The organism is Ignavibacteriota bacterium (genome assembly GCA_019637995.1).
In the GTDB taxonomy this organism is placed as follows: Bacteria; Bacteroidota; Ignavibacteria; order Kapaibacteriales; family UBA2268; genus JANJTB01.
In genome coordinates, this window is record JAHBUQ010000003.1 from 124,309 (window position 1) to 140,960 (window position 16,652).

Consider the following 16,652-nt stretch of genomic DNA (forward strand, 5'->3'; position numbering starts at 1 on the left):
ATTACAATCTATTTTATTTTATTAATTGCAGTTTCACATCTGCTCTTGATTCCTCAACACTAATATCATTTATAGGAAGTGCGGTGAATCTTATATTGTAGAATCCCTGCGATGACAATTCGGGTGCTCGGAAAATAAAGGAATAGGTACCTTTGCGTACTTCTACTCGATTCATTATACCGTGTTCAGTTATCAAGGGTTGCGTCCTTTTGCCTAACAAATCAGCTACATAAACAGACAAGTAAACATCATCATCTACTGTATATGTTATAGTAGTCTCATAGCTGAATACTTCAGGACTTGCCTCAGCAAAAGATATTACAGACCTCGGCACTGTCAGACAGTCAGTAGCAAGAAGTGAATCTACTACATTTCCGTCAGGACGTAAAAACGACCCGTAAAGTGCATAACAGTAATCTCCACCCCTGAATTCTAAATCATCAGGGTACATAGCATATCTTTGAGGTTTAGGATTATTAGAATCAACTATGAATTCAGGATTGAATTTGTCGCCAGGTCTCCAGGTACCAATTAAGCGATCAAATGTGATATCTTCATCTGTTCCCAAAAATGGAGTACGGACGCCTCTGTAAACACTGTAGCCCAAAATATCATATTCCTGAACAGTCTGCCAGTAATATTGTGAATTTAGCTGTCCTAAATACTCTGCTCTGAAATAATCAAGTATAAATTGACGGCGAATTGTATCATTAACAAATACATAGGTTATAGATGTTTCGTCTTCCATTGATATATTATCATCACCACCGTATAAAAGAGTATTTTGATTAAATAATGAATCCTCTTCTATCTTAAATGCACATGCCTGATAATAATCATAAGGCTCTTTCCATCTCATTCTGTAATCAGGCAACTTTGGCTCTGTTGTAGAAACTACATAAGTACCGAGCAATACAGGTTTGTCCAATTCTACAGTTTCACAATTGTCAAAATTTTCAGGTCCAAGAATTGTTATCGTTACTCTGTCATCATAAATTTGGAAATCAGTTCTGTAGCCATTTGTAGGTAGATTATTCCCCGGTGCTACATCCTGTCGCAGTTCTGTTCTTGTTTGGTTTATTCTGATATTTTCAGGTGAGATTTTAAAATCAAGGGTATCATCAAATGACAGAGTAAAAGTTCCATTGACAAATTTTATCCACTTTTCTGAATTACGCTCAATATACAAGTCAAATTCAAGCGTTTGTTTGTCCAAAAGTTTGGAATCATAAACTTTTATAAATGCAAGAGTATCCCGGACATCCTGGCTAAATGATACATTTGTAGCCAATATCGAAATTAATATAAATAAATATAATTTTATGTATGTGTTTTTCAGCATTTTTCTAAAATAAGATTAAAAAATCTAATTCCGGTTTGATTTTATTTTAAGCCGCGATTATTCCAGCTTATGTTAAAATCTTTTGTATTTATTATACCGCTCAGATTGAAGTCTGAATTCAAATATCCCTCGCGGGTAAATCCAAGGAATGCACTGCGGTGTTCAAAATCACGTGTGTAGTTATTCAAAAAGTTCATTTGCCCTGACAAGCCCTGAGCGTCATCAGCAAGGAAGCCGCCCTTGAGAGCAAATATTTTGTTACCATCGTAATCAACATATACTAATCTTAATGCTGCTGCCCCACCTTCGACTATACTCGGGTCGCTAAGGTTATAAACAAGCTCGCGGGTAGTATTGTTGATTTCAACAGGCTCTTCTGTTATTACTGCAGAGTGGTTTCTATGCCGAACCGCTACATGGAATCTGCCGCCTTGCGGTGCGATGCCATCAAGTGAATCTATCCGAATTTCAGGACTTCCGAATCGGTCAACAAATACACCATCATAACGAAGGTAGCCGGTTTTTATGAATGTCGGTGCCGCATTACGTTCTTTACGAAACTCTAATACTACTATGTCAACCACCGAGTCTGGAATTTGTGTAAGAAAATCCGGAGTTAGAGCTAAGTCAAGATTTGTTGGATATGCGGTTAAATCTGCCTGTGCAATTAAATCTCTGTCCCATAAATCGTGAGTCATAAATCCACGGCTACCTATTCTATAAGGTCCTTCGAGGTATAATGATGCCCGAAATGTATAAAAATATTTGGTGCTTCCGGGCATACCCAATGCAAATACACCAAAATTATTAAGTTCTTCTATCATACCGCTTGCCCAACCTGTTCCGAAATCAACTTGAGGTTCTGTTGATTTTGGCTCTATGTCAAGCCATTGCTCGTTTATCCATCTCTGGAGTATTACTTCAGCAGGTACTAAATCATTGCTTTCGTCCTGTGTTTGATTTGGAAGATGGCGGAAGCCAAAACCAAAATTCATAGCTATGCCGTCTTCAATTTGTCTTCCTTGAGGATCTAAGCCCCACAAAACATAGGAACGGCGTACTTTTTCATCGCCGGCAGGTAGCTCATGAAATGTCAAAGGACGTATTGTGCTGACAAGGGAAGTTGCTCCGCCTTTGCTGATTTCTGTCGGGAAATATGCCCATGTGTATGGATTATTCAGCAGGATTGTATCAGCTGTCAGCAATGTATTTCTTCTGAAGTTTCCGTCTATTTCAGCAGATGGTCCACCTGTAAAATCAGGGTTTATCTCGCCCTGAAGTATCAATGTGTCATTTACTGCCGAGATATAGGCGCCGACTTCAAGAGAATCTACTACATATACATTGCGGTCTAAAGATAGCGACTGACTGACATTCACACGCATATTCTTAAGAGCAGTTTCGCTCTGAGGTATTTCGGCACCGGTTGTAAGGCTGCCATCGCCCAAATAATGAACAGATATCCGGTTTTCAAGTATGGGCTCGTGTGCTATGCTGCCGCCTACGTGACGTACAATTAAACTTGAATCAAGAATTGTGAAATTATTATCTGTATTGTTGCGTAGTTCGCCTTCTTTAAGAGTGAGCTGCTCCTCGATTGTGAATCCACCGCCGCGAACATCTGCACCAAATTTATTCTCTACCCTGATGCGTGTATATGAGCCATTTCCAAGCAAATCCTGAGCTTTTTCTTCACCTGAAAGAACAAGGTCTTTACCATTGGTATATCTTGCTGTGTTGGTTACTGAGGATTTAGCGTGTACTTCTTCTGATTTAAGTCCTATCCAGCGGGAAGTAAAGTTTGCCTGATTTTCTATTATAAGTGAATCTCTTACAACCATCGAGCGAACAGCATCGCCGTCTTTTCTTTCATCTGAAATTAATTTCAGTGCATCATTTGCTATTACCAACTGGTTATAAACTATATTTGGTATCATCTGCTGAGAAGAAATGCTTTTCTGCAAAAACTCAACTCTGCCACCAATTGTATCAGGAAGGGCTTTTGTCTGACCATTCTTAACCTTGATAGTACCCATATTGTTTATCTTACCACCGGTATTATCAAGGGTATATTGCCCCAATAATGTAACTGGAAGTATAATAAAAATGATTAAAATTATATGTATTAAATTTTTTATCATATTGCTTTAAGTATTTTTATTTATTCCTAAGTGTTAAAAAATAATTTTTTCTAAAAAATGGGGCATACGTTTATGAGTATGCCCCTTTTAAAATTAAACCAAATGATTATTCACCGATTTCGATGATACCTTGGTTATTAATAGCACCTTCGTTTTGAATTTGTGCTGTACCAAGAACTGCAGGGTTAGCGCCAAAACTTGTTAACCAAAGACCATTAACATTAGTTTTAACAACCAAATTTTTAGCTCTTGTGAAAAGGTCACCAACAACTGTAGTATTTGTATTTACGTTAGTAAATGCAGTACCTGTAGCTTTTGTTTTGTGTATGTAAGCAGCAGTGTTATCTTCATTACCAATGATAAGTGAAGCATTAGCAAAATTACCTATTCTAATAGTATTTGCAGCAGGATTTGAACCATAATCATCAAATTCAGCTCTTGTGTTTAATGTTGGAGTATTATCCGCACCACCTGTAGTACCGGCAAATGGACCGTCAATACCTACATAAATAAGATTACGAACTTCAATGTTATCATCTTCATCAGGAATTCTGCCTTCATCCCATACATTTGGATTAGACCAACGACCATCTAAGATAGAGTACATAGTGTTGTTTGCACGTAATACAAGGTCATGCCCTGAAGTAAATTCTCTTTCGATAATTTCGTCAACAGAATTTGTACCATCAATGATACCGGCTAAAGATAATAAACCGAAGTTACCACCAGAAGCATTTGTTCTTGTATAACCAGTACCGGCAACTTTTTCTACATCAGTAGTAGCAGCACCATCAGCTTCGAAGAATTTCAGATCGCCTTCTGTCAAGCCGGCTGCAAAAGTTCCGGGAACTTCTGCTTCAAGGTAAGCAACTTGAAGAACATATTCAATACTACCAATACCACCACCATAAGAAGGAATAATTCTTCTGTTGATATCAGTATTTGCAATGTAATTAATTGGATTAGTTCCACCATCAATATTTAGCTGATAATATCCAGCAGCATCAGGACCAAAACCGGCATCTCCTGCAAAAGTCAAAAGTGTTCCGCTGTTATTAAATGTATAAGGACCGACTGCAGCAGTAGTAAACTGACGTCTGAAAGCACCTTCTACTTCTACTAAACCGGTATAATTAGCAAGGCTTGTTTCGTTTAACATATTTACATAGCCGCTGTTAGTTAACATATCTAAGTTACCATCAGCAAGTGAAAAGTTACCGCAAATTTCAATATTATTACCATATCCGGCAGTACCACCACGTTTGCTACCATCAGATAAATTCAAAATACCATAAGGATTTGAAGTAATTGTCGGTAAAATCAACTGATTAGCAGCAGTACCATTATAAGTTACAACTGAAGTACATTCGAAATCAATGTTTGTACCGTCACCACCATTTGTAAAGTTACCTGTGATGAATAATTCTTCGCCGGCATCAAGGTCAACAATTGAAGTATTTCCTGCTAAAGCCAGTGTTGAAGAAGCACCAATGATGATATCACCGACACCACCATTAAGAATACCACCATTGTTGACAAACACATTACCGTCGAATGTAATGTCACCTGTTCCAATTTGGAAGTTACCACCACTATTAACATTTACTACTCCGTCCAAAGTAGATGTTGCACCTGAGTTAAGTGTACCGTCAACTGCTAAAGGACCGGTTGGCAAAGTAATTGTACCATCAACTGTAGTTGTTCCAACAGGAATAGTATGGTTGGTGCCATCAAGAGCAAGATTGTTGTAAGAGTCATCGCCGGTAACTGGGAATGTAGTTTGACCATCACCAATATAGTTAAATGTACCCTGGAAGTCATTGACAGTAGCAAGCTGACCAACAGTGATAAAGAACGGATAAGTAGCGAAATCACCATATCCGGTCAATAAATCAGCAGGGTCACACGCTTCACCAACAATATAAACACCATCAGCAATAGTTTTATTTGCAGCACCGGAAAGCATCATTTTTTCGTAATAAAGGCCTTGAGCAGTTTGTGTAGCTGAAGTAGCTGCCCATTCTACAATACCTTCAATAGCGTTAGCAGGTGCAGTAATACCAAGAGTGTTACCGCCATTGTTAACAAACTGACCGGAAGTAGCTTTCATTTTGATAACACCGCCGCAGGTAGCGTTATAAGTCGCTCCTCCGGTTTCCATAATAAAATTCTGCGACATAGCATCGCTAAAAGGAAGCAGAGCAAGTACTGAAAGTACAAGTAAAGTTCTGCCTAGTTTCGTAAAACTTTTCATAACATCTCCAAAATATAGAATAAAATTATTTAGTAACATTTTCATATTTAAAATATATTTAACAAATTTACTTTTATCACAGTACAAAAATATGATATATGAATCAATAAGAATTTAAGTAAAATTACTGAATTTTAAGCCTGCACTTAAATTCGATGCATAATTCAGAGAAAAAACCATTTATATAGCACATTTTTAAAATTGCAAGTAATAAATGTATAGTAGTAAATACCGTGCCAATATTGTAAACACTTTTAAAAATAACAAAATAAGTCAATATTTTGCAATAAATATAGAGAAAGTTAAATAATGAAGAAACAGCAGGTATTAGGTTAAGCGAATATTAATTTTATATGAATCCGATTTTTTTTATTAAAACGTTACAATAATTATATTGGTGATAGTCTAAATATATATTTAATTAACTAAAGGAAAAAAACAAATGTCAAATATGCTAACTAAAGAACAAGCCTTCGAAATCATAACACCATTCTATAATCTGTTCTGTTCAGACAGAAGAGATTGGGATTTGGGCTTCGGAGTATTGGATGATGATTGGAAATCATACTATACCAACGACAAATACAGGACAAAATCCGATACACGCCCTTATATCGCCGGACTTTTCGAGATAGTACCTGATATAAACGTTGAAATACTTGACTTTTTCGTATCAGGCGACCAAGTCGCAGTAAGGAGTGAACTTTCCGGTACACCGAACACAGACTTTATGGTGCCACACAGCGGACGCAAATTCAGTATAATGACAATTGACATACACAAGATATCCAACGGAAAAATCGTAGAGCTCCGCCATCTCGAAGATTGGGGGACAGCAATAAGACAACTCAGCGGACAAGAATAATTAATTTTAATAATAAATGAGGATTTATAAATGGGCAAGAAAATTTTAGTAGTTGCATCGAACTATGGTGTTTGGGCAGAAGAGCTTCAAGCTCCTTGGGATGCATTAAAGAAAGCCGGTCATGAGCTTACATTGACCACATTCCTTGGTAAAACACCATTGCCGGGAAAAATCAGTATGGATCCTGAATTTGTGGACCCAATGCAGAAAATCAAGATGAATCCCCCCGAGCTTTTGGCACGTGTTAATGAAATTCTGGATACCGGCGAATGGGACAATCCTGTAAAAATGTCAGATGCAGATATGGATGAATATGATGCATTGGTAATAGTCGGCGGAGCCGGCTCAGCACTTGATGTGGCAGGCAATATGATGGTTCATAATTTAGTCCTTCAAGCGTACAAATCTGGCAAAATTATAGGTGCGTTGTGCTATGCAGTTGCGGCATTATCATTTACCCGCGACCCTGATAACAATATGAAAAGTGTTATCTATGGCAAACAAGTAACGGCTCATCCCCACGCTTGGGATTTTGTAGGTGATTTAGGCTATGATGTAGTCCGTGCAACAGAAGACAATCCTGATATAAAAATGAAAACAAGCGGTTTTGTATTTCCACTTCAATATATGGTCGAAGATGCAGTCGGACCAAACGGCAAAGTACACTCAGACCCTACAACAAGCAGAGAAAAACCAAGTGTTGTATGGGATGCTCCATTTGTAACAGGTCTTTCAGTTGAATCCGCAGTGGCATTCGGCGACAAATTAGTAGAAGTATTAGCATAAAGGAAATAATCAAATGGAAAACCAACTACCTGCTCCAGAAATCAAAGTATCATTCGAAAATGAACATTTAAAGATTCATACATTCATTTCACCGGAGTATTTTTTAGCAGATGCAACACATATAATCGAAACTCAAAGCAGTTTGATAATAATTGACGGTCAGTTTGTAGTGCCTTATGCAATGCAGTTCAGAGCTTATGCCGATAGCCTTGGCAAGCCGATATCAAGAATTTATTTATCGCATGACCATCCCGACCACTTTTTTGGTCTTGGAGCTGCATTTGGCGATATCCCCGGTTACGCACTTCCGGAAACAATAGAATTTTTAAAAAACAACGGCGAAGCAATACGTGTTGACAGAGAGGCAGTTTTCGGTGATTTTGTACCAAAGCAGCTTGCTATTCCTCAGAATGTTGTCGAAACCGGTGAGGAAATTATTGATGGCATTAAATTTGAATTTGTAAAGCATTTGCATACAGAAACCGAATTCCATTTATCAGTAAAACTGCCCGATGCAAAAGTATATATTTTGCAGGATTTAATTTATAGCGGCTCTCATATATATTTGACTTCAGATTTTGATAACTGGATAAATGCCCTTAAGGATATTTACAATTCGGACTATGAATTATTCCTTGCCGGCCACGGGCAACCATGCGGAAAAGATGAAATCAAAGAGAATTATGAATATTTGAGCTATGCAAAAGAACTTTTTACAGGCGGCTCATCAAAAGAAGAGCTCAAAAATGCACTTTTATCAAAATATCCAAATCGCCAAGGATCTGCAATAATTGACATATATTTGCCAAGACTTTTCGGTGAAACTGATTCTGAGTAATTAATAAATTTCGGAGAAAACAAATGAAAAAGATTTTGATAGCGGTATCTGAACATGGCTTCTGGATTGAAGAATTACTTCTACCTATAGACCATTTCAACAAAGCCGGTTACACTTATGATATAATCACACCGACGGGTGCACTTCCCTTCCCTGACGGAGCAAGTCTTGACGACACATATAAAGATCCTCCTCTGGGTCGCTGTGTTACAAGCCCTGAGCTTGCTGAGAGAGGAAAAAACATCAATTGGGAAGAATTCTTTGCAGGAAGACTTTCTCTTAAAGATTGGTTTCCTGTTCGTCCATATTTAAGTGCTGATAATTATGTCGGCAGCTTAGAAAAATACTACGGAGCAAGGTCACAGGCTTGGGAAAAAATCAGCGAGTACGACGGTTTACTTTTAGTCGGTGGCAGCGGACCAATTGTTGATATGGTCAATAATCAGCGTCTTCACGATTTGATTCTCGGTTTTTATTATGCCGACAAATTAATCGGTGCTGAGTGCTATACTGTAACCTGCCTTGCTTTTGCACGCGAACTTGACACACGTCAAAGTATTCTTCGCGGTAAGCATTGCACAGGTCACACTATGGAATATGACTACACTGAAGGCTGGTCATTAATGGCAAACGGAGATTATTTGAATTTCGGTGCACCACCATTTTCTCTGGAATACATACTAAGGGATACAGTTGGTCCTGAAGGTCAGTTCCATGGCAATGTCGGAAGAAGAACATCTGTGATTCTGGATTATCCATTCCTCACGAGCCGCTCTGTTGCATCATCTGACCTTTGCGGTGAAGTATTTGTAAAATGTCTGTCAGAAGGCATCAAAAAATACGGTTGGAAGTAGTAAACTGATTTTTTGTCTGAATGAGTGAAGTCGAAGTTTTTGTATCATTTAATTATATTAATTGTCAAAATTTTCGGCTTCTCTCCTACAGACAAGTTATATATAGAAACAACAATTAACCAGATATTCTAAATCTCATTTTGTTTTGAATAATATAGAAAAATCAAGAATGATAACGAGCGAATTAAAGAACAAAATTATTAGTTTTATAAGATCATTGCAGAAGGAAAGCGGTGGTTATTCAAATTTACCGAATACTACCGAAGACCCTCAAGCTACATTAAGCTGTCTGAAAATATTCGAATTATTTGAAATTTCACCAAGTAATCCTGACACAACTTTTGAATATCTTCTAAAACATTATAATCCGGAAACGCATGCCTTCAAGAATCCGGCAAGCAATCAGGATAATGTATTTACTACTGCCGGCTGTCTTCTTGGAATTAAGAATCTGGGAGCAAAAATTGTTTTTAATAATATTGCAGATGATTGCATTAAGTATATGTCTGATAATGCAACTATTCGTGAGGAACATTTTATGACAATCGGTGTTGTTGACGAATGCAAATTGAATTATATTCCTCAAAACTCCATAGATTTTTTCAACTCTCAATTAAACGATTCCGGTATTTTTGGTGATTCGGTTCTGAATAATGCAATTTCAGCAAGTGCATTGCTCAGAGCAGGAATTAAACCAGATAAGATTGATGAAATAATAGCCTTAGTGCTAAAATCCCAGACCTTATCGGGTGGCTTTTCTGAAGATGGTATAAATCCTAATCTTTGGGTAAGCTATTGTGTTATGAGATTGCTTGACCTTGTGTCAGAAACAGCTTATAAAATTGAACTCATGAACTGGATTTTGGACAATATAGATTATTTAATTTCCGATGATGGTAAAAATTTATCGGCGAACTTTCTATATCAAAATTTGTCAATACTAAACTGGATAATTAATCCAATATTTAAAGCTGCTGAAGACGGTGACATAGATACCCTGTCAAAGCAAATTAAACGTGGCTTCCCGAAAAACAGTCTGAATCTTACGGGCTGGTCACTTTTACAAAGAGCTTCTGTAAGAGGCAATTCAGAAATTGTTGAATATTTATTAAATGATGATGACTCACCAGCTGCAGATATTGGTTATAAGTTAGAATCAGCTGATGCTTCATCATTTTATTTTGCAGGTCAGAGCGGAGATTTGAATACTATTATGGCTTTGCTCAAGCACAAACCAGAAAATTTATTTGAAATATCAAGAATCAACGGACATACTTTACTGCTTCAGCTTGTATTCTTTGGTTCGGAAAAGCATATCAATTCAATCAGATATATTTTTGAGAATCTAAGCGATATTTTCAGTACACAAGACGAAAGTGCTTTAGGAGAAATTCAGCTCAAGCTGACAAGTGCATCAAATGTTCGTGGTTACAATATTTCATCAATGGCTGAATTATGGGGCAACAGTGAGCTCAAAGCCATTGCTTTGCAACACGATATCAGTACTACAGAAAGCCGTAATCAGTATCTTACGAACTTGCTACAAGATGTCAGAAAATTTGATTCAACTTTTTACTCAAAGAATACATTGACAGATGAGTTTGTTGAGAAAATAAGCAACTTTTTCAAAAAAATAAACTCGCAAGATTATGATTTAGATAACATCGAATTTGATAAGAATAATTTAATTGAGGATTTACAAAAAATAATATCAAATCCTGAGTTCGATATAAACCAACTCGGCGGAATTTTATCTGAAACCCCAATTATTACTGCTATCACTGGAGTTGATTCAAGTAAGGAAGTTGCAACTGCAAGATACGAAATAAGCAAATATTTGCTCGAATCCGGTGCTGATGCAGATATTGAAGAATTACATCCAATGAGAGTAGATGCTGTTATACGGGCATCTGTTCTTAATCATTTCAATATATTGCAACTGATTTATGGATTTATGAAACCACTTGCCTTTAAGTTTGCGATGAACTGCAAACCCGCCGTAAACGGACAGACAGCACTTCAGGACAGCGTCCACAGAGCACTTACTTCATCGGGCGATGCACTTGATAAACACCTGGAGCAAATAAGCTGGATGATTAAAAAAGGGGCTGATATTGACATCGATGACCATACCGGAAAATCACCGCACAAGCTTGCTTTAAGCGCCATGAATGATGATATATTCAAGAAAAATGCCGGTAAAGTCATTGCTGCATTAGAAATTAATAATACAAAAGGAGTAAGCATTTTATGAGTACAGCAGGAATGAAAATCGCAATCTTAATTGAAAGCGATTATTATGAAAATGAAATATTTTATTATAAATACAGATTCCCGGAAGAAGGAATTGAGATAGACTTTCTTTCAAGATTATGGGGACAAGAGAAGCTGACATTTTATGGACACGAATACAAAGTACCTATGGATTGTTTCAAGTCCTTCGAGGATATGAGTGATGAGCAATTGGCAGAGTATGCCGCAGTTATAGTTCCATCAGGTATGGTTTCAGACAGACTCAGGTATACAGAAGATGTAGATAAAATACCTCCTGCAACTGAGTTTCTCATACGAGCCTTCTCAAATAAAAACATTTTGAAAGGTATAATTTGCCATGGATTGTGGCTTACAGCACCTGCAACTGAACTTGTAAAAGGTCGTAAATTAGTATGCCATAATAATTTGATTGGAGATGCAAAAGCTTACGGTGCTGTGTATGTAAATGAAGATGTAGTTGTTGATAGCGACCTTGTAACAGGACGTTCTGGTGGACATGCACACCTCTTTGCAAAAAGGATTATTGAAATATTAAATAGTAAATAAGGTTATAATGGCTGGCAAATATAAAATATCAAATGGTAATCAACATCCTTTAGGTGCAACTCCTGACGACAAGGGCACAAATTTCTCGTTATATTCAGAGAACGCAGAAGGAGTAGAATTGCTTATTTTTGATGAACATGATGACTTAATTCCAATTCAGACAATTAGATTTGACCCAAAGAATAACAGAACTTTTCACTTCTGGCATGTTTATGTAGAAGGACTAAAGCCCGGTACACATTATAATCTAAGAGTCTATGGACCTAATGAACCTTATAAAGGGCACAGATTCAACCCTAATAAAGTTTTGCTTGACCCATATTGCAAAGGAATGACCGATAGTGTTTTTGACAGAGGAGCAGCAACTCAGAATCATGATAATACTTCCAAAGCATTAAGAAGCGTAATCATTGATTTAAGAGGTTATGACTGGGAGGGTGACACACCTATAAACACTCCGCTAAAGGATTCTATCATCTATGAGATGCATGTTGGTGGATTTACAAGGAATCCTAATTCAAAAGTAGATAATCCGGGAACTTTCAAAGCTGTAATCGAAAAAATACCATACTTAAAAGAGCTTGGAGTGACAGCGGTTGAGCTGCTTCCGGTTTTTGCGTTTGATGATAAAACCGAAATCGGAAGAACACCTGATGGAAAACCGCTTTATAACTATTGGGGATACAGCACAATATCATTTTTTGCACCACACGCATCATATTGTATAAATCCTGAAACAGGCAATCATATCAACGAATTCAGGGATATGGTCAAAGCTTTGCACAAAGCCGGTATTGAAGTGATTCTTGACGTTGTATTCAATCATACTGATGAGGGCAATCATCAGGGACCTTACTTTAATTTCAAAGGAATTGACAATTCAGTATATTATTTTCTCGTACCTGGCAATAATGAATACTATTTTGATTATTCGGGCTGCGGAAATACTGTTAAAGCAAATCATCCTGCAATTGAGAAATTCATTTTTGATTGCTTAAGGTTTTGGGTGGAAGAAATGCATGTTGATGGATTCAGATTCGACGAAGGCTCTATTTTATCTCGTGGAGAAGACGGTAAGCCTCTCGAGCATCCTCCTTTAATTTGGAATCTTGAACTTGATGAAACTTTCGATAATACCAAACTAATTGCTGAAGCTTGGGATGCAGCCGGTCTTTATCAAATTGGCTCTTTCCCCGGATACAGATGGAGCGAATGGAATGGTAAGTACCGTGATACTTTGAGGAAATATCTGAAAGGTGATTCAGGAATCATAAGTCAGGTTGCAACCAGAATAGCCGGCAGTGCTGACCTTTATCAGCATACTCGTCATAAACCCACAAACAGTATTAATTTCATCAATTGCCATGATGGTTTTACAATGCGTGACCTTGTGTCTTACAATTGCAAGCACAATGAAGCGAATGGTGAAAATAATAATGATGGTGTTGACGACAATATGAGTTGGAATTCCGGTCTTGAAGGCGGCTCTGATGATTTGAATTTAGAAGCTTTTAGAAAACAAAGAATCAAAAATTTCGCGGCATTATTGATGCTTTCAAAAGGTGTTCCGATGTTACTTTCAGGTGATGAAGTCGGAAAATCTCAGAACGGCAATAATAATGTATATTGCCAAAATAACGAAACAGCTTGGTTTGACTGGAATCAGACAGAAATAAATTCTGATTTATTCAGATTTTGGAAATATATGATTGAATTCAGAAAATCTAATCCTGCATTGATGAGTGAGGACTTCTTCTCAGGACAAATTAATTCATTCGGCTTGAAGGATATTGAATGGCACGGTGTAGAGCTAAACAAACCCGGTTGGAATGACCCTCAAGGAAAAGCTCTTGCTTTTACTATAGCCTCATTTACCACAAATAAACCCAATATTCATGTAATGGTTAATATGCACTACGAGGAATTAGAATTTGAAATACCTTTTCTTAATGGTTTGACCTGGTTCAGGTTTGTTGATACCTCAAAAAAATCACCTGACGATATCGTTCCTGCCGGAATTAAAATCAATCAGGATTCAAAAAAATATAAAGTAAATCCATATACAGTAATTATTTTAATATCAAAATAGGTAATCATTATGCAAAATATGAATTTTACATTCTCAGATCTGATTTCCGGCTATGTAAAATCATTTGATTTTTCGAGCGGAATTTTTGTTTTGGAAACATCCGACAAAAGAGAATATAACGTCGCTCTGACAGATACAACTTTTGCAGAGCTTGTTAGAAATCTTGGAGAGCCGTTCATCAATGCTACCGACAATATGCGTGATATGCTTGAACCGGGCAGATTTCTTTTTGCTTACGGAACTTTTTTCCCAGAGGATAATGCTCCTTTTGAAGCAAAGCATATTGTTTTTGTAGGAAGATCTGAAAAAGAATATCGCTTCGAAACTCCTGAGTGGTGGATTAAGCAAGTAGAGCAGCTTGGTAATTTCTATATCAATGCTCAGTTTGGCAGTGATGAAATTGATTTTACGAATTATAGAACAGAGCTCACTCTTGAAGGTACAAAAACAGGTAGTTCGAGACAGGAAACCGATACAATATCCAGACTTGTCTATGGGTTTGCTTCTGCGTATATGCTTACAGGAAATGATAAATTCCTTGAAGCTGCAGAAAAAGGAACAATCTATCTAAGGGAACATTTCAGAGCTGTTGACTCAACTGAAGATATTGTTTTTTGGTATCATGCCATTGATAGAGTTGGAAATAAAGTCAAGAAAATACTGGCTTCCGAATTTGGCGATGATTATGATGCAATACCAGCTTATGAGCAAATATATGCGCTTGCCGGTCCTATACAGACTTATAGAATCACCGGTGATAAAAGAATTTATGATGATGCCAGAAAAACTGTAAATCTTTTCAATAAATTTTTTATTGATAAAGAGAAAGGTGGCTATTTTTCACATATTGACCCTGTTACTTTTGACCCGCGTGCCGAATCTTTGACAAGAGATAAGAGCCGAAAAAACTGGAATTCAGTCGGTGACCATACACCTGCATACTTAATCAATTTATTTTTAGCTACAGGCGAAGAAGATTTCAAAAAAATGCTTGAATATACAGCTGATATGATTACTGAACATTTTGGTGATTACGATAATTCTCCATTTGTCCAGGAAAAATTCCATGAAGACTGGAGTAAAGACCAATCCTGGGGATGGCAGCAAAATCGTGCAGTTGTTGGTCATAATTTGAAAATCGCATGGAACCTTACCAGAGTATATAACTTAATCAAAAAAGACAGTTATAGTGAATTTGCGCACAGAATTGCACAACTGATGCCCGAACATGGAATGGATAAGCAGAGAGGTGGTTGGTATGATGTAGTTGACAGAACTTTATCCGGAAATCATAGTTTCCACAGATTTGCATGGCACGACAGAAAAGCTTGGTGGCAACAAGAACAGGGAATTTTAGCATACCTTATTATGCATGGTACTTATGGAAATAATGACTATCTGAAATATGCCCGCGAGTCTTCAAGTTTCTATAATGCGTGGTTTTTAGACCATGACTCGGGCGCAATATATTTCAATGTTTTGGCTAATGGTCTTCCATATTTGCTTGGAACTGAGCGTGAAAAAGGTTCTCATTCCATGAGTGGGTATCACTCATTTGAATTATGTTACCTTGCTGCAGTTTATACTAATCTTCTCATCACCAAACAGCCCATGACTTTTTACTTTAAGCCAAATCCTAAAGATTTATCAAATGGAGTTTTACGTGTAGCTCCTGACTTGCTGCCATTTGGCTCTGTTAAATTAACTAAAGTATTAGTAAATGATGAAGTTTACAATGATTTTAATGCTGAAGAGCTTTCGGTTAATTTATCCGGTTTTAGTGAACAAGTTCGTGTGAAAGTTGAAATCTCACCAACATCCGGACTTGAACATTTTGATTGCAGTTTAAGCTTTGAAGGTGATAATGCATTATTGACTTTATCAGGTGAACTTGACAAAAATGCTGTTAATCAATTAAGAAGTTATTTGTCGCAGCTCGGACAGAATCATCAGTTGACAATTGATATGAATAATCTGACATACCTTTCCCCTGAAGGTGCCAGGGCTCTTATTTTTGTTCGACAAAAAATTGATATTTCAGAAAAAATATTGTTAAAAGGTGCCAGTGGCCAGCCTAAGGATGCATTAGAAAAAGATGAATTTACTGAAGAAGTTAGTTTTGTATAATTAATTTAAGGGGCTGCAAATTATATTTAATCTTTGTAGCCCCGAATTTTATTCAGGATATGAAAAAAACATTCAAAAAAATCGCAAAATACATGGAAAGCCCAAGATTCAGGTTTTTTATGGGTATTGCTATGCTTATAACAGGATTAATCGAATTTTTTGAAGTTACGACTGAAGAATTAATGGGTTTTGATGTTAAAGTTCACCATATAATTATTATATTTGGATTTAATCAGGCACTTACTTCTTTTGTACATATATTCGAAGGTGTTGAAACACTTGACGAAGTAACCATTGATGAACAAATCGAACAGCAACTTGAAAAGTAATTTTAATTATATCTAATTACTTTTTTATCAAAATACTATCAAAGAACAATTATTCAAGCAATCATAATTTTTTGCATTTCTCACAGTACTGATTTCTGCATTAATTTCATTAAGATTCATATCGGAAAGTCAGGTTTTTCTTGCAATATCGTTACATGCTAAGAGTGATTTTTTTGCATAATCAACACTAAGCAATTAAACTAAATC

The 16,652-nt window shown here is 36.8% G+C and carries 12 protein-coding genes; 9 read left to right on the forward strand and 3 right to left on the reverse strand.

Going from position 1 to position 16,652, the window contains the following annotated elements:
- Positions 1–13: 13 nt before the first annotated feature.
- The 3 genes from KF896_12580 to KF896_12590 form a co-directional block, all read right to left on the reverse strand.
- Complete coding sequence (locus tag KF896_12580) at positions 14–1,342, reverse strand: hypothetical protein (GenBank protein MBX3044543.1); 1,329 nt, start codon at positions 1,340–1,342, stop codon at positions 14–16.
- A 41-nt stretch (positions 1,343–1,383) separates the two neighbouring features.
- The gene (locus tag KF896_12585) at positions 1,384–3,483 is read right to left on the reverse strand and encodes a hypothetical protein (GenBank protein ID MBX3044544.1); all 2,100 of its coding nucleotides are present in this window, start codon (positions 3,481–3,483) and stop codon (positions 1,384–1,386) included.
- Positions 3,484–3,589: 106 nt separating this feature from the next.
- Positions 3,590–5,737, reverse strand: coding sequence for a hypothetical protein (locus KF896_12590; protein ID MBX3044545.1), 2,148 nt, complete (start codon positions 5,735–5,737; stop codon positions 3,590–3,592).
- 442 nt (positions 5,738–6,179) lie between these two features.
- Between KF896_12590 and KF896_12595 the strand changes: the two genes are divergently transcribed.
- From KF896_12595 to KF896_12635, 9 genes are all read left to right on the forward strand, one after another.
- Positions 6,180–6,602, forward strand: a complete 423-nt coding sequence (locus KF896_12595) for an ester cyclase (GenBank protein ID MBX3044546.1) — start codon at positions 6,180–6,182, stop codon at positions 6,600–6,602.
- A gap of 30 nt (positions 6,603–6,632) precedes the next feature.
- Positions 6,633–7,388, forward strand: a complete 756-nt coding sequence (locus KF896_12600; protein MBX3044547.1) for a DJ-1/PfpI family protein — start codon at positions 6,633–6,635, stop codon at positions 7,386–7,388.
- 13 nt (positions 7,389–7,401) lie between these two features.
- Positions 7,402–8,226: an MBL fold metallo-hydrolase gene (locus KF896_12605; protein ID MBX3044548.1), complete on the forward strand. Its 825-nt coding sequence runs from the start codon at positions 7,402–7,404 to the stop codon at positions 8,224–8,226.
- Positions 8,227–8,249: 23 nt separating this feature from the next.
- Entirely contained in the window at positions 8,250–9,080 is an 831-nt protein-coding gene (locus KF896_12610) for a type 1 glutamine amidotransferase domain-containing protein (GenBank protein ID MBX3044549.1), read from the forward strand.
- Positions 9,081–9,249: 169 nt separating this feature from the next.
- On the forward strand, positions 9,250–11,334 hold the full coding sequence (locus KF896_12615) for a hypothetical protein (GenBank protein ID MBX3044550.1): 2,085 nt from the start codon (positions 9,250–9,252) through the stop codon (positions 11,332–11,334).
- Entirely contained in the window at positions 11,331–11,900 is a 570-nt protein-coding gene (locus tag KF896_12620; GenBank protein MBX3044551.1) for a DJ-1/PfpI family protein, read from the forward strand. The genes KF896_12615 and KF896_12620 overlap by 4 nt, the downstream gene beginning before the upstream one ends.
- 7 nt (positions 11,901–11,907) lie before the next feature.
- Positions 11,908–13,989 (forward strand): glycogen debranching protein GlgX, encoded by a 2,082-nt coding sequence (gene glgX / locus KF896_12625; protein ID MBX3044552.1) that lies wholly within the window; start codon positions 11,908–11,910, stop codon positions 13,987–13,989.
- Between the two features lie 9 nt (positions 13,990–13,998).
- Positions 13,999–16,116: an AGE family epimerase/isomerase gene (locus tag KF896_12630; protein MBX3044553.1), complete on the forward strand. Its 2,118-nt coding sequence runs from the start codon at positions 13,999–14,001 to the stop codon at positions 16,114–16,116.
- A gap of 92 nt (positions 16,117–16,208) precedes the next feature.
- Entirely contained in the window at positions 16,209–16,445 is a 237-nt protein-coding gene (locus KF896_12635; GenBank protein ID MBX3044554.1) for a hypothetical protein, read from the forward strand.
- Positions 16,446–16,652: the final 207 nt, after the last annotated feature.

Excerpts from the sequence above, each read along its gene's own strand:
- KF896_12580 (MBX3044543.1), bottom strand. The coding sequence starts at position 1,342 with ATGCTGAAAAACACATACATAAAATTATATTTATTTATATTAATTTCG.
- KF896_12585 (MBX3044544.1), bottom strand. The coding sequence starts at position 3,483 with ATGATAAAAAATTTAATACATATAATTTTAATCATTTTTATTATACTT.
- KF896_12590 (MBX3044545.1), bottom strand. The coding sequence starts at position 5,737 with ATGAAAAGTTTTACGAAACTAGGCAGAACTTTACTTGTACTTTCAGTA.
- KF896_12595 (MBX3044546.1), top strand. The coding sequence starts at position 6,180 with ATGTCAAATATGCTAACTAAAGAACAAGCCTTCGAAATCATAACACCA.
- KF896_12600 (MBX3044547.1), top strand. The coding sequence starts at position 6,633 with ATGGGCAAGAAAATTTTAGTAGTTGCATCGAACTATGGTGTTTGGGCA.
- KF896_12605 (MBX3044548.1), top strand. The coding sequence starts at position 7,402 with ATGGAAAACCAACTACCTGCTCCAGAAATCAAAGTATCATTCGAAAAT.
- KF896_12610 (MBX3044549.1), top strand. The coding sequence starts at position 8,250 with ATGAAAAAGATTTTGATAGCGGTATCTGAACATGGCTTCTGGATTGAA.
- KF896_12615 (MBX3044550.1), top strand. The coding sequence starts at position 9,250 with ATGATAACGAGCGAATTAAAGAACAAAATTATTAGTTTTATAAGATCA.
- KF896_12620 (MBX3044551.1), top strand. The coding sequence starts at position 11,331 with ATGAGTACAGCAGGAATGAAAATCGCAATCTTAATTGAAAGCGATTAT.
- glgX (MBX3044552.1), top strand. The coding sequence starts at position 11,908 with ATGGCTGGCAAATATAAAATATCAAATGGTAATCAACATCCTTTAGGT.
- KF896_12630 (MBX3044553.1), top strand. The coding sequence starts at position 13,999 with ATGCAAAATATGAATTTTACATTCTCAGATCTGATTTCCGGCTATGTA.
- KF896_12635 (MBX3044554.1), top strand. The coding sequence starts at position 16,209 with ATGGAAAGCCCAAGATTCAGGTTTTTTATGGGTATTGCTATGCTTATA.